Origin of the sequence: Rhizobium sp. 3T7 (assembly GCF_020166565.1) — a bacterium.
Classification (GTDB): domain Bacteria; phylum Pseudomonadota; class Alphaproteobacteria; order Rhizobiales; family Rhizobiaceae; genus Rhizobium.
This window is the reverse complement of sequence record NZ_JAIQXS010000001.1, coordinates 316,715-329,204: the sequence shown is the minus strand read 5'-3', so window position 1 is coordinate 329,204 and position 12,490 is coordinate 316,715. Positions and strand designations below refer to the sequence as shown.

Genomic DNA, 12,490 nt, shown 5'->3' with positions numbered 1-12,490 from the left:
ATAAAGCCGGAACAGCACACGCAGGTCCAAGGGAAAAACGCTTGCCCGGACGCGCAGATGTTCCGGTTTGGGCATCGTTTCGTTCGACAACGCAACTTGCTGCACAATGCACAGAACGAAATCTTAAGTCATTCCAACGATTGTAGGATTTGGATCGTCAACCGTTGGGTCGGGCATGAAGCTCCTCGCTACTTTCGCCAAAATCGCGGCTCGCCTGGCACCATTCCCGCGTGGCAGCCAGGCTGTGGTAGAAGCGCTCCAAAGTGCCGTCGCAGAAAAAGAACAGCAGCTCGAACAGCAGGCGATTGCCCTCGCCCACAGCCGCAAGATATTCGATCGCTCATCGGAAGCCGCACGGATCGGTGTGTGGGAATGCAGCCTGCCGGACAACCGCCTTGTCTGGACCAAGATGGTCTATGATCTCTTCGACGTGCCATACGAGGTCGATCTCGATCGCGCGGAGATCTTGAAATGCTATTCCAAGGATTCGCTGGCTGAACTTGTGCGGCTGCGCAGTCACGCGATTGAGGAGCGAAGCGGCTTTACGCTCGATGCCGAGATCGTGACGCCGAAGGGCAATACCCGTTGGATCCGTATCACGGCCACCGTCGAATGTGAGGGCGATGTCCCTGTCCGCATCTTCGGCATGAAACTCGACATCACGGCCGAAAAGATGATGTTCGACCAGATTCGCTATCTCGCGGAATTCGACATCCTGACCGGCCTACCGAACCGCGCGCAGTTTCAGTCTGCCCTGCAGCGTCTAGCCCAGCACGCTGTCGGCGAAACCGCCGCAGCCCTGCTTCTCATTGATCTCGACGGCTTCAAGGGCATCAACGACACCTTCGGCCACCAGGCTGGCGACGAGTGCCTCAAGGAAACGGCCAAGCGGCTGCTGGCAGCGTGCAAGGGAACGGACCTCGTGGCCCGCATTGGCGGCGACGAGTTTGCTGTCCTTGCCAGCGGCTGCGACACCGCCGAAAGCGTCGCCAAGCTTGCTGAGACCGTCGTCCACTGCCTCAACCGCTCGGTCGAACGGGACGGGTCCAGAATGCATGTCGGTGCGTCCGTGGGCGTCGCCTTCTTCGATCCATCAATGAACTCCGACATCTTCGTTTGTGCCGACTCCGCGCTCTACAAGGCCAAGACTGACGGCAAGAACCGCTTCCAGATCCACGGGGCTCCCGCCGGTATCGACAATCCAAAAATGGACGCTGCCTAGCCTCCTGCTCACCCCGCGGGCTCAGGAGGTAAGGCTGACGAATCCTCGTCTCTGGTCTATGATGCGAGCACGCTGTCTCGGATCGTTGGTAGCGCGGCATGGAGGTTCGTATGGCAGACGGCAAATCCTCGATCGGCACAGGAGTGATCGATATTGCGCTATTGATCGGCCGGCTGCTTCTCGCCTGGATCTTTCTGCATGAGGGCGTCTCGCTGGCGTTGAATTTTTCGGGCGCCGTCGAGATGGCTGCACAATTCGGCTTGAGTGTTCCACTGCTTGTGGCAACGATCGCTCTCCAGATCGGCGCTGGCCTGTCCATCGCCACCGGGCTTTTCACTCGCATCGGCGCTTCCGCCTTGGGCCTGTTTTGCGTCGCCACTGCGACGCTCTTCCACACCAACTTCAGCGATCAGAACGAGCTCCTTCATTTCGAAAAAGACCTCGCCATTGCAGGCGGCATGTTCGTGCTCGCCGCCGCCGGAGCCGGCGCTCTCTCGATTGACAGTTGGCTGAGGGCGCGCGGGCTGTAGTGCCGGGGTGCGCTGGACACCGCCCTGTCGCAACCACGACAAGGCAGTCACCATACGGTCACACGGCGTCCCGCCGCTCTGCCCGATAGGCTCTCAAAATCGCGGCGACCGCCTTCGCCACTTCGGCAGCGTTCGTCTGGTAGTTGGTAACAGACAGTCGCATGACCTGCCCGCCGCGCCATGTCGCTCCGCCGGCAAACAAAGCGCCCTCGCGCTGCAAGGCGCCGATCGTTCGTCTGGTCAGGTCGTCGGCCTGTTCGGTCGGCAAGTCCGCTCCGAAGCGCACGATCACTTGGTTGAGCTGAACATCGTTGCCGATTGTAATTCCCGGCTCGTCAGCGAGCGCCAGCGCCACGCCGGCAGCTGCGTCACACGCTCTGTCGATCAGGGTCTCGATGCCGCTACGCCCGAGATGCCGGATCATCGCCCATGTGGCAAAGCCCCGCGCCCGCCGCGACAGCTCCGGCACATAGTGCGAGGGATCGCGCTCGCCCTCGCTGGCAAGCGGCAGATAGCTCGCCGAAATGGTCATCGCCCGCCGATGCGCCAGTTCGTCACGCACGATCGCATAGCCACAATCATACGGCGTCTGCAGCCATTTATGCCCATCGGTAGCCCAGCTGTCCGCCTGCTCCACGCCGGCGGTCAAATGACGCCGCCGCGCCGAGGTCTGCGCCCAGAGGCCGAACGCCCCGTCGACATGCACCCATGCGCCCTTCGATTTGGCGATCGGGATCAGCCTGCCGAAATCATCGCAGGCGCCAGTATTGATCTGCCCTGCCTGGAGGATCGTTGTGCAAGGGCCGGAGACGTCAGCCATGGCCTGCTCGAACGCCGCTGGTACGATGCGCCCCTGATCGTCCGTCGGGATCCGTACCACGCGATCGTGGCCGAGGCCGAGAAACTGCAGCGCGGAGAACACCGTCGTATGCGCATCATCGCCGATCAGCACCGTGATCGGCGGTGCTCCGAACAGTCCGTTGGCATCGACATCCCAGCCGGCCTGCAACAGCACCTCGCCTCGAGCAGCCGCAAGGCAGGTGAAGTTCGCGACGGTCGCGCCGGTGACAAGGCCGACAGAACAGCCCGCCGGAAGTCCAAGCAGCTGAAGCAGCCAGCGTGCGGCGACTGTTTCAACGGCCGCCGCCGAAGGCGACGCCGTATGGTTGCCGGCATTCTGTCCCCAGGCGCTCGTCAGGAAATCAGCGGCAACTCCCATGGGATGCGAGCCGCCGATGACCCAGCCGAAGAAGCGCGCTCCGGTCATCAAGTGCAATCCAGGTTCCGCCGTCGCCACCAGCTCGTCGAGTACGTCGATCATCGGCGACGACAGTTCAGGCAGCGGGGCGCCAAAGGCCCCTACGGCGGCGGCATAGTCCCGCAACGGACTATGGGGACGGCTGTCCGTCGTGTCGCGAAAACGTGCCGCATGAGCGGCGGCGATCGAGAACAATTCCTTAGTGCTCACGGCATCCGCCTCCCCGCCTATGCCGCGCGCCTCCCAAATACGCACGCAACATCGCTGCCCAAGCCCGCGGTGACGGAGAATAGCCTGAACCTTATGCCAGTGCCAGCCCGGCGCTCACATCGCGCAACGGTGGCGCCCGAGAACATCAGCCCCCGGCACTGCGACACGCAGTCGGGCTAAAGTCGTTGCCGGATAAGCGAGCCGCATCGCGCTTCTCGTTGCCGTACAGCTCGTTCATGATCTTGGCAACTTCGACGGCGTGGCGTTCCGTCAAGCCATGCAATATCTGTCCGCCGAAGAATGCGGGCTCTTCAGTCTGGTTGTCCCACACGATCCAGAGATCGAGTGGGTCGCAAATCACGTCGTAACGTTGCTCGGTACTACACATGGGTAAATTGCCTCAAGAACCCTACCCGATTAAGCCCCTGACTCTTAACGTGCTCTTGCTTCGGACGACCAATTAGCGCGAGCGATTTCTTGTCCCGATGATCGGGAAGCCCAAAAAATACCAGGACAAGGCTGTTCCCAAACCCACCGGCGCGATCGCACCGATGTTGCCGCCACGCAGCAGGCAGGCCAGGAGCCCCGCGACCACCCCGACGATCACCAGATCGATCAGACACGGCCGCGACTCGGATGATGATTTCTCTCCCATGATCTCGACTTAGGTCATCCGCCGATGTTGACAAAGGCCTCGCGGTTGCGATGCCTAACAAAGCCTGAATGTCAGCCTCGACACCTCTCCGAGGGAGGTCCAACGTGCCGATTCGAAGCGCCCGCCGCCGCTGACGCGGTATAAATCTGGCACTTTCTCAATTATCGCGCAGGAACGCTGCCCGTGACGATCCGGTCTGTCTTCATCACCTGCATCTGCGGCCAGTTGGACGCGGCTTCACTCGCCGGACGACTGCCGACCGCCAGAATTGTGATCAAACCAGCCACGATAGCAGTAAGAAGCAATCCGCTGTAGGTCATTGTTTCGAGCCTCAATGCTGTGGTTTCCCAGCCACTGCGGCGCAAACTGATACGAGACGCTAAATGAAAAGCTAACAAGCATGGTTAATGCACAGCGTTTCCCGGTTTAGGACGCTGACTGTGGATAACTAGCCTTCCACGCCTGCCTGCACCGATCGGGCCTCGAACAGCCGTTTCAGCGCATCGATCGTCTCGGCATCAATCTTCGCGTCCGTCACGGCAACCCAACCGTCGATATAGTGTTGCGGAGCATAGACGTGGCCGTATCCCATCGGAGAGCTCGTTGCGATCGCCAAATCGACGAGCAATTGCAGCATCGTCAGCGCGGGAAACCAGCGCAGGCTCGGCGAAACGTCCGGCCCGCGCGGACGCCTCATCCAGGCCGGTTCCCGATAGAAAGAATAGGGATCGAAGAACGTCACGGCATCACTGGCATACTGCAGATAGACGATGCGAATGGGTCCCCAGCTTGCGCCGGGAATATCCAACTGGTTCGTCTGGTTGGTGAACCGGATGAGAGACCCGTCGCGGAACTGCGGCAACCACGCAGGCGATTGGGGATTGCGTGCCGCCGTCACGTCTCGCCACATCCTGCTTTCAAAAGGCGGCCCGCTCCACAACGCCCCCTGAAATGGATCCGCCACGATGTCGAAGAGATCGGCCGAGACCTGCGAATTCAGCGCTCCGAGGCTGAGGCCGTGCAGGTAAAGCTTCGGTCGCTCGTCCCGTGGCAAGGTCGTCCAGTAACCGTAGACTTCCCGAAACAACGCCCTGGCGGACGCCGAACCGTATTCCGGCTCGACCAGCAGCGACAACCAACTCGTGAGATACGAATACTGAAGCCCGACGCTCGCCACGTCGCCGTGATGCAGATATTCGAGCGTATCCATTGCCTCCGGATCGATCCAGCCAGTTCCCGTCGGAGCAATGATGACGAGGAGCGAGCGTTCGAACGCGCCTTGGCGCTTCATCTCTTCGAGCGCGAGCTTTGCACGCTCTTCAATCGTTTCCGCGTTGTTCAGACCCACATAGGTACGCAGCGGCTCGCGCGCCGGCGTCTTCCAGAAATCGCCGATCTGCGCGGCTGTCGGGCCCGACGCAATGAAATTACGGCCCTGGCGCCCAAGTCCCTCCCAGGTGACAAGCGAGGCAGCGCTTCCGGTCTTTGCCGGATCACCTGGCATAGGGACGCCGTCTTCCAGAAGCGCATCGACCCTTTGGAATGAACTATCGGCTAGATGCAACGCTGCACGCAACAGCACGCCGTCAACGACAGACCAGAAGAGTGCGATCGCAAGGACACCCCCGGTCACTTGAGAAACGCGGCGCGGCACGAAGCGCGATAGCCATTCCGACAGGAACAGACACGTCAGCCGGAACAGCCGACCGATCAGAACCGCAATGAAGAAGGCGACGATTGCGACAAAGGCGACGCTGAAGGGCTCAGCCGTATCGACCCGCTCCATGTGCCATAAGTCGCGGATCGAGTTCTGCCATCCCGCAGCGCGCCACAGGACGAGCACTGACAGCACAATACCAAGTCCGCAAACGATCAAGTTGCCGGGCAGCCTTCGTCCGGCCGGCATCGGCAGCTCTAGGTATTTCCAGAGCCAGGTAAAGGTTATCCCGAACAGATACCCAACGGCGGCGGCGATGCCGGATAGCGCGCCTTGAACAAAGAAGGATCGTGGCATGAGGCTCGGCGTCAGCGACGAGGCAAAGAAGATGAAGCCAAGTGCCAACCCCGGCGTCGAAAGCGATGCGAATAGGCGCAGCAGCAAACGTCTCATGCGTTCCTCTCATGCTTCTCGCGCCGATAACGACCGGCCCTGCACCACGGCATGCACCTTACTATCTGAAAGCGCAAATTCAAGGGACGCAACGGGCAGGTAGGCATCACGAAAAAGGTCCCCCGTGGCGTCGCCCGGGAGACCTTGACCTATTTGTTAGTCAGCTAATCAGGCAGCGCGGGCAATCCGTCCCGCGCTGCTGCCACCGGCGGCGCGCAGCCTGAAATTGGCCAGCAAGGTGCTCAGCTGCCGGCTTTCTTCGGCCAGCGTCTGGCTTGCGGCCGTCGTCTCCTCCACCATCGCGGCATTTTGCTGCGTCATCTGATCCATGTGGTTGACCGAGGTGTTGATCTCGTTGAGTCCCGTGGCCTGCTCGCGCGCTGCAGTCGCAATCGAGGTCACGTGATTGTTGACGCGATTGACCAGTTCCTCGATTTCAAGCAGCGCATCACCGGTGGAACGCACCAGCGTCACGCCGTTGCCGACCTCGCTTGCCGAGGTGCTGATCAATACCTTGATCTCCTTGGCGGCATTGGCGGAGCGTTGCGCAAGTTCGCGCACTTCCTGTGCTACCACAGCAAAACCGCGTCCCGCCTCGCCTGCACGCGCCGCCTCGACGCCGGCATTCAGCGCGAGCAGGTTCGTCTGGAAGGCAATCTCATCGATGACGCCGATGATCTGGCTGATCCGGTTTGATGAGTCCTCGATGCGGTTCATCGCGGTGACCGCATTGCGGACGATCTCGCCGGACTTGCCGGCGCTGGTCTTGGTTTCCGCCACCATCTCGCGGGCTTCGGCCGCACGTTCCGAAGCGGTCCGCACGGTCGCGGTGATCTCGTCGAGCGCCGCCGCCGCCTCCTCCAGCGCGGCCGCCTGTTGCTCGGTGCGCTTCGACAGATTGTTCGTGGCTTCACTAATGTCGCTGGCGCTGTCGTTAACGACACGGGTCGATTCCGCAATCGCATGGATGACGCCGTTTAGCGCATCGACGGCCGAGTTGAAGTCGGAACGCAGCTTGGCGTAGTCGTCGCCGAGATCGCCGATAGACACGGTGAGGTCGCCGGCAGCCAGTTTCTCAAGTCCCGCACCGAGCGACTGGATGGCAAAGGTCTGGCGATCCGCTGCCGAGCGCCAGTTGGCCTCGTTGCCGCGACGCTCCTCCTCGATCTGCAGCTGGTGCCGGCTCTCGCGATCGCGCATCAAGGCTCGCTCGCGGACGGAATCACGCAGCACAAGCAGAGACTTCGCCATGGCGCCGATCTCGTCGCGCCGGTCGTGGTCGACGATGTCGACGGCGTCGCGCTCATCAGCAATGGCGTTCATCGCGCCCTTGAGCCGAGCAATCGGAGACGTCACGCTGCGCACGATGCCAAAAGCGACGCCGAGGATGACGATCGCGCCGATAAGGCAGGCGCCGGCCGCCCAGATGGCGTTCTGGCGATAAAGCGCCGCAAGATCGTCAGCGTAGACGCCGGTGCCGACGACCCAGCCCCACGGCTCGAAGCCGACCACGTGCGAATATTTCAGAACCGGATCGGCCGCGCCCGGCTTCGGCCAGTAGTAGTCGACGAAGCCTTCGCCGCTCTTCTTCACGGTATTGGCGAACTCGACGAAGATGAACTTGCCGGTCGGATCCTTGTTCTGGGACAGGTCCGTTCCGTTCAGCTCCGGCTTGATCGGATGCATGACCATCGTCGGATGCATGTCATTGATCCAGAAGTAGCCGCTACCGCCGTAGCGCATGGCCGAGATCACGTCCTTTGCCGCGGTCTGCGCCTGCTCCCGCGTCATGACGCCGGACTGTTCCAGCTTGAAGTATTTCTGGAAGATGGCGATCGCCGTCGCATCCATTTGCGCAAGACCATGCTTGCGCTCGCTCTCCAGCTTCGCGTGCGAATAGTTGAGGAAGAAGGTGATGGCGAGAACCAGAATGGTCAGCGCCAGCCCCACGAGAGAATAGAGGCGGGTGGAAATCTTGACGTTACGCATTGAGCCCCGGCAGTTCAGAATTTGAGAATAGTCAAATACTGCTATGCGGGCCTTACCGGATCGTGAATTTTAATTAGAGTTGACTCAACTGCCCTAGGGTGAGCGTTTTCGTCAGCAGCTCAAATTGCCGTGCAAATCATTGATCTATATCGGCAATAGGCGGTTACCACAGATCGCGCTAGGTAATTTCTCATAGAACTATGGTAGCAGATGCGGCGACGAACCTACCGCCTCTGGACAGCGCTGCGTTTCGCTTCAGAGGCATCTGCGCTACGGTCCTTTCGGAATCGCTATCTATCTTGCCGAACAGGAGCCTTGCATGACCGACAACGCCAAGCCGAACGGCGCGCTGACCCTTCGCACCGTTGCCATGCCCGCCGACGCCAATCCGGCAGGCGATATTTTCGGTGGCTGGGTCATGGCGCAGATGGACCTTGCCTCGGGCATCACCGCGTCCGAGCGCGCCAAAGGCCGTGTCGTCACGGCTGCCGTCAAGGAGATGGCCTTCGCCCTGCCGGTGAAGATCGGCGATACGCTCTCGGTCTACACAACGATCGAGGCCGTCGGTCGCACCTCCATCACGCTCTCGGTCGAGGCATGGGCAACGCGCGCCCGCTACAACAACATGGAACAGGTTACAGCGGCGACCTTCATCATGGTTGCGCTCGACGAGAGTGGAAAGCCGAAGCCGGTCCCCGCGGAGTAAGCCATGGAAACGGTCGCCTCGCCCGAGGTCCTTCTCCACATCAAGGTGGTGATGGGGATGGTGATCTCGCTGAGCCTTGCGCGGCTTCGGCACGCTCGCCCTCACCTATGCCGTCGATATCGTCGACACCGCGATCAAGGGCACTGGTCACATCCACTCCATCGGCTGGGAATATCCGGCGCGCAATATCGTCTATGTCATCCTCTGCGTCATTGCCGCATGGACGGCCAAACGCCGCTTTCACGCGGCCTTTGTCTGGCTCAATCTGGCCTGTCAGGTCAGCTTTATCTTCCGCATTTATGACGTCCTGGGATAGAGATGCGCAACTTTTTGGTTGCCAATCAACCACAGATATGAGATTAAAAGGCAACCAGGAGGTTGCTGATATGTCTGACCGCATCGAGAAGATCATCGAACTGAATGCACCAGTCGAGCGCGTCTGGAAAGCCATCACCGATCATCGCGAATTCGGCGAATGGTTCCGCGTCCAACTGGACGGCCCCTTCGTGCCGGGCGAAAATTCGACAGGTAACATCACCTATCCCGGCTACGAACACATTCGTTGGCAGGCGACCGTCAAGCGCATGGAGGAGCCCGAGCTCTTTTCCTTCACCTGGCATCCCTACGCCATCGATCCCAATATCGATTATTCCGGCGAAGCGCCGACTCTCGTCGAGTTCCGCCTGGAGCCGACGCCGTCTGGTTCACGACTGACGGTCACGGAATCGGGCTTCGATAAGGTCCCGCCGCACAGGCGCGAGGAAGCCTTGCGTATGAACGACGGCGGCTGGGCCGAGCAGATGAAAAACATCAAGGAATACGTCGATCGCTAACGTCGAACTCCATCGCGAGAGCGCGGCGAGCCTGTTTGCCGCCCTCGGAGATCCGACGCGCCTGTCGCTGCTGACGACCCTCAGCGACGGGCGCGAACGCTCGATCGCAGGTCTTTCGGTCGGCACCGTCCTCACCCGCCAGGCAGTGACGAAGCATCTGCATGTGCTGGAACAGGCGGGCCTCGTCCGCTCGACGAAGGTCGGGCGGGAAAGCCACTACGCGTTCCAACCAGATCGGATCGGCGAAATGCGCGCCTATCTCGACAGCGTCTCCCGGCAATGGGACGACGCGCTCGAACGCCTGCGCGCCTTCGTGGAGCGGTAGGCGTAGCGCGCCAGCCAGCCTGTCAGCCCTAACCGCGGAAAATGAAGGATGCGCCGATCGCGATCAGGGCGAAGCCGATCACGTGGTTCCAGGTCAGGCTCTCGCCGAGCCAGAAGACCGAGAAACCCGAGAAGACGAGCAGCGTGATCACTTCCTGCATCGTTTTGAGCTGCGCCGTCGAATAGACGGCCGAACCGATACGGTTGGCCGGTACGGCAAGGCAGTATTCGAAGAAGGCGATCGCCCAGCTGACGACGATGGCGATGAACAGCGCCGCGCCCTTGTGCTTGAGATGCCCATACCAGGCGAAGGTCATGAAAATGTTGGAAGCGAAAAGCATGACGACCGGCCAGACAGCGGCCGGGTTGAAGGCAAAGTGCATGGGTGATTCCCGACGTTGAAACTCGCGACAGCATGTATCGCCAAATTTCCGCTCCGCAAGAGGCTGCACTAACTTGCCGCTTCACGCTTGCCCAGTAGAGTGCGCTTCCTGATGCCGGTCACCGTCTGACCCGAGTTGAGCTCCAACAAGCGGTCAGTACTCCCAGGGGCCTGGTACCCAACGAAAGTGGTCGCCGTCAACCGCCACATGGCAGACGGACGGAAATGACAGGTGAGTGGCCACCAGCGACTCGCGGTTCGCCGCCAACGCCCGCAGAAGACGGACCCGGACGCGGGCCGCCTCCTCGGGGTCGTGCTGACGCCGATAGGCGGCTCCGCCGATCATGCGCTCACCCCGTGCGGCCCTTCAGCCTCCCCCGTGCCGAACCCACGTCCTTCTTCTCGAAGCCGAAGCCGGCAAGCAGCGCGACGTCGATAGCGACCCTCGCCGCGACGATCAGCAGCGCGTAGGCATAGTCGCCATCCCAATGCACAGCCGACCCGGCCTGCAGCGTCGCGTTGCCCGAGGCGAGCAGATTGCCGAGTTGATAGGCGAAGCCCGGGAAGGTGCCGCGCACCTCATTTGGCGACAATTCGTTTAGATCCACCGGCACGATGCCCCAGGCGCCCTGCACGAAGAACTGCATCAGGAACGCACCGATCGCGAGGAGCACCGGTCCCGGCGCATAGACCCAGAGCGGCGCCACCGGTGCGGCAATCAGCGAGGCGATGACGATCGCCTTCTTGCGCCCGATCCTCTGCGACAGCGCGCCGAAGAACAGGCCGCCGCAGATTGCGCCGATATTGTAGCCGATGGCGATCGCACCCGTCGTGTAGCAAGCAGGATTGCCACCGAGACGGCAGGAACGTCGGTGTGGAACTCCTCGGCGATATATTTGAGAACGAAGACCAGTATGAAGAAATCGAAGGCATCGAGCGTCCAGCCGAGATAGCTGGCGATGACGGTGTTGCGCTGCTGCGGGGTGAGCGCGCGGACATCATTGTTCCTCCGTCCGAAAGCGGCGGCGAGGCGGGCAAAATCCGGATGCCGTCGAAGGAAGGGATCGCCCGGGGATGGGCGAGGTCGAAGCTGTGACAGGCAGCCTCGTCTAACGTCAGCATTGCTGTCCTGGTTCTCGCCTGCGACAGTTTGACTGTCGCTCAGCACTCAGCGGCCAGTTTCTCGCGAATACGATCCGGCCCGCCCGTCATACGTCGGGCAAATGGACGGTCCGGGTCAACGACGCGCCAAAACGGAGCGCTGCCATCCTGGCTAATGCGTATCAGATGCTGCTGCACCGTCACCGGGCAGCACGCATCCGCGCCGTATTTCACCGCGAGGACGCGCCTGACCTCCGCCAGATCCGACAGACGCCCCGCTTGAGCCGCCCGCAATGCGTCGACGACCATCCTTTCGCTCGGGATCAGCATCCGCTGCTCAAGGTTCCTGCCCTTGCGCCGCATTTTGATGACCGGAACGTCCTCCATGACTTACCTCCATATACGCCTTCGATTGACGCGAAGAGCAACGGCGAGGCGCCGTTCTCCGCATGCGGCACTGAATGGTCGCTCACGTCAGGTTCTTTCTCCGCTCCAGTTCGGCGGCGCTCGGCTGTTCGAACTCGAATGAGCCGGGCACGATGTCGCCGCTACGAACGTATTTGTTAGTGGCGACGCCGGAACCCAAACCCGCGAACCGACGAGTTTCATCGCGCCAGCAAAGGCGCCGTCGCCGAACAGTCTCTTGCCCTTGCCGAGCACGACGGGAAAGAAAGAAATATGCAATTCGTCGACCAGGTCGTTCTTGAACAGCGTCTGCAGGAAATCGGTCGATCCCTGCGTCAGGAGATCCGGGCCATCGCTGCTCTTCAACGCCCTGAGCGCGCCAACCGCGTCGGCCCCCAGCACTTGGCTGTTCCGCCAGCTGGGCCTGAACTCCGGATTGCGGGTCGCGACGTATTTGGTGATTCGGTCGAACAGCGGGCCGATCGGGTCGTCGGCCGCCACATAAGGCCAGTGCGCGGCGAAGATATCGTAGGTCTTCCGGCCGAGCAGCAGATCGAAAGGATTGGCGAACATCTCGCCCACGGCCTCTCCCATCGCCTCGTCGAAATAAGGCGCGGCCCAGCCGCCACACCTGAAGCCGCCGATCGGATCCTCGTGCGGACCGCCCGGCGCCTGCATGACGCCGTCGAGACTGACGAATGCACCTGTAATGATCTTCCGCATCTCTCTCCTTGGCGAGAACGTTCACTGCCCCAAGGACGGTCG

14 protein-coding genes and 4 pseudogenes are annotated in these 12,490 nt (G+C 61.2%); 7 read left to right on the top strand and 11 right to left on the bottom strand.

The genetic code is table 11. The features are described 5' to 3' along the window. The first annotated feature begins 175 nt into the window (after nt 1-175). Both K9B32_RS01635 and K9B32_RS01630 read left to right on the top strand, forming a co-directional pair. On the top strand, nt 176-1,222 hold the full coding sequence (locus K9B32_RS01635) for a sensor domain-containing diguanylate cyclase (RefSeq protein ID WP_224560158.1): 1,047 nt from the start codon (nt 176-178) through the stop codon (nt 1,220-1,222). Between the two features lie 110 nt (nt 1,223-1,332). Continuing rightward, the gene (locus K9B32_RS01630) at nt 1,333-1,752 is read left to right on the top strand and encodes a DoxX family protein (RefSeq protein WP_224560157.1); all 420 of its coding nucleotides are present in this window, start codon (nt 1,333-1,335) and stop codon (nt 1,750-1,752) included. Between the two features lie 58 nt (nt 1,753-1,810). Here the strand turns inward: K9B32_RS01630 and K9B32_RS01625 are convergent, their stop codons facing one another. The 6 genes from K9B32_RS01625 to K9B32_RS01600 all read right to left on the bottom strand — a co-directional run bounded on the left by K9B32_RS01625 (nt 1,811) and on the right by K9B32_RS01600 (nt 7,974). After that, nucleotides 1,811-3,220 carry a pyridoxal phosphate-dependent decarboxylase family protein gene (locus tag K9B32_RS01625; protein ID WP_224560156.1) on the bottom strand — a complete coding sequence of 470 codons (1,410 nt, stop codon included), beginning with the start codon at nt 3,218-3,220 and terminating at the stop codon, nt 1,811-1,813. Nucleotides 3,221-3,365: 145 nt separating this feature from the next. After that, nucleotides 3,366-3,608 carry a hypothetical protein gene (locus tag K9B32_RS01620; protein WP_224560155.1) on the bottom strand — a complete coding sequence of 81 codons (243 nt, stop codon included), beginning with the start codon at nt 3,606-3,608 and terminating at the stop codon, nt 3,366-3,368. Nucleotides 3,609-3,680: 72 nt separating this feature from the next. Further along, on the bottom strand, nt 3,681-3,875 hold the full coding sequence (locus tag K9B32_RS01615; protein ID WP_224560154.1) for a hypothetical protein: 195 nt from the start codon (nt 3,873-3,875) through the stop codon (nt 3,681-3,683). 161 nt (nt 3,876-4,036) lie between these two features. After that, on the bottom strand, nt 4,037-4,195 hold the full coding sequence (locus K9B32_RS01610; protein ID WP_007799420.1) for a hypothetical protein: 159 nt from the start codon (nt 4,193-4,195) through the stop codon (nt 4,037-4,039). 128 nt (nt 4,196-4,323) lie between these two features. Next, a complete protein-coding gene (locus tag K9B32_RS01605; RefSeq protein WP_224560153.1) occupies nt 4,324-5,985 on the bottom strand; it encodes an alpha/beta hydrolase in 1,662 nt (553 codons plus the stop codon). Nucleotides 5,986-6,153: 168 nt separating this feature from the next. Next, the gene (locus tag K9B32_RS01600) at nt 6,154-7,974 is read right to left on the bottom strand and encodes a methyl-accepting chemotaxis protein (protein ID WP_224560152.1); all 1,821 of its coding nucleotides are present in this window, start codon (nt 7,972-7,974) and stop codon (nt 6,154-6,156) included. A gap of 319 nt (nt 7,975-8,293) precedes the next feature. On the opposite strand from K9B32_RS01600, the gene K9B32_RS01595 reads away from it, so the two are divergent. The 4 genes and pseudogenes from K9B32_RS01595 (at nt 8,294) to K9B32_RS01580 (ending at nt 9,838) form a co-directional block, all read left to right on the top strand. Continuing rightward, nucleotides 8,294-8,680 carry an acyl-CoA thioesterase gene (locus K9B32_RS01595; RefSeq protein WP_007799415.1) on the top strand — a complete coding sequence of 129 codons (387 nt, stop codon included), beginning with the start codon at nt 8,294-8,296 and terminating at the stop codon, nt 8,678-8,680. Between the two features lie 85 nt (nt 8,681-8,765). Beyond that, a pseudogene (locus tag K9B32_RS01590) lies at nt 8,766-8,996 on the top strand (hypothetical protein); the annotation flags it as partial. A 70-nt stretch (nt 8,997-9,066) separates the two neighbouring features. Next, nucleotides 9,067-9,513: an SRPBCC family protein gene (locus K9B32_RS01585; protein WP_224560151.1), complete on the top strand. Its 447-nt coding sequence runs from the start codon at nt 9,067-9,069 to the stop codon at nt 9,511-9,513. Further along, a complete protein-coding gene (locus tag K9B32_RS01580) occupies nt 9,506-9,838 on the top strand; it encodes an ArsR/SmtB family transcription factor (protein ID WP_224560354.1) in 333 nt (110 codons plus the stop codon). The genes K9B32_RS01585 and K9B32_RS01580 overlap by 8 nt, the downstream gene beginning before the upstream one ends. A 28-nt stretch (nt 9,839-9,866) precedes the next feature. Here K9B32_RS01580 and K9B32_RS01575 read toward each other — a convergent pair whose 3' ends face one another. The 3 genes and pseudogenes from K9B32_RS01575 to K9B32_RS01565 form a co-directional block, all read right to left on the bottom strand. Continuing rightward, a complete protein-coding gene (locus K9B32_RS01575; protein ID WP_224560150.1) occupies nt 9,867-10,220 on the bottom strand; it encodes a DMT family protein in 354 nt (117 codons plus the stop codon). 153 nt (nt 10,221-10,373) lie between these two features. Then, nucleotides 10,374-10,538: pseudogene (locus tag K9B32_RS01570) on the bottom strand (MBL fold metallo-hydrolase); the annotation flags it as partial. Nucleotides 10,539-10,561: 23 nt separating this feature from the next. Further along, nucleotides 10,562-11,180 (bottom strand): annotated as a pseudogene (locus K9B32_RS01565) (MFS transporter). On the opposite strand from K9B32_RS01565, the gene K9B32_RS29015 reads away from it, so the two are divergent. Then, nucleotides 11,094-11,315, top strand: a complete 222-nt coding sequence (locus tag K9B32_RS29015; RefSeq protein WP_224560366.1) for a hypothetical protein — start codon at nt 11,094-11,096, stop codon at nt 11,313-11,315. The pseudogene K9B32_RS01565 and the gene K9B32_RS29015 overlap by 87 nt on opposite strands. 65 nt (nt 11,316-11,380) lie before the next feature. Here the strand turns inward: K9B32_RS29015 and K9B32_RS01555 are convergent, their stop codons facing one another. Both K9B32_RS01555 and K9B32_RS01550 read right to left on the bottom strand, forming a co-directional pair. Further along, nucleotides 11,381-11,707: a hypothetical protein gene (locus tag K9B32_RS01555; protein ID WP_224560149.1), complete on the bottom strand. Its 327-nt coding sequence runs from the start codon at nt 11,705-11,707 to the stop codon at nt 11,381-11,383. An 82-nt stretch (nt 11,708-11,789) separates the two neighbouring features. Further along, a pseudogene (locus tag K9B32_RS01550) lies at nt 11,790-12,448 on the bottom strand (dihydrofolate reductase family protein). Between the last annotated feature and the right edge of the window lie 42 nt (nt 12,449-12,490).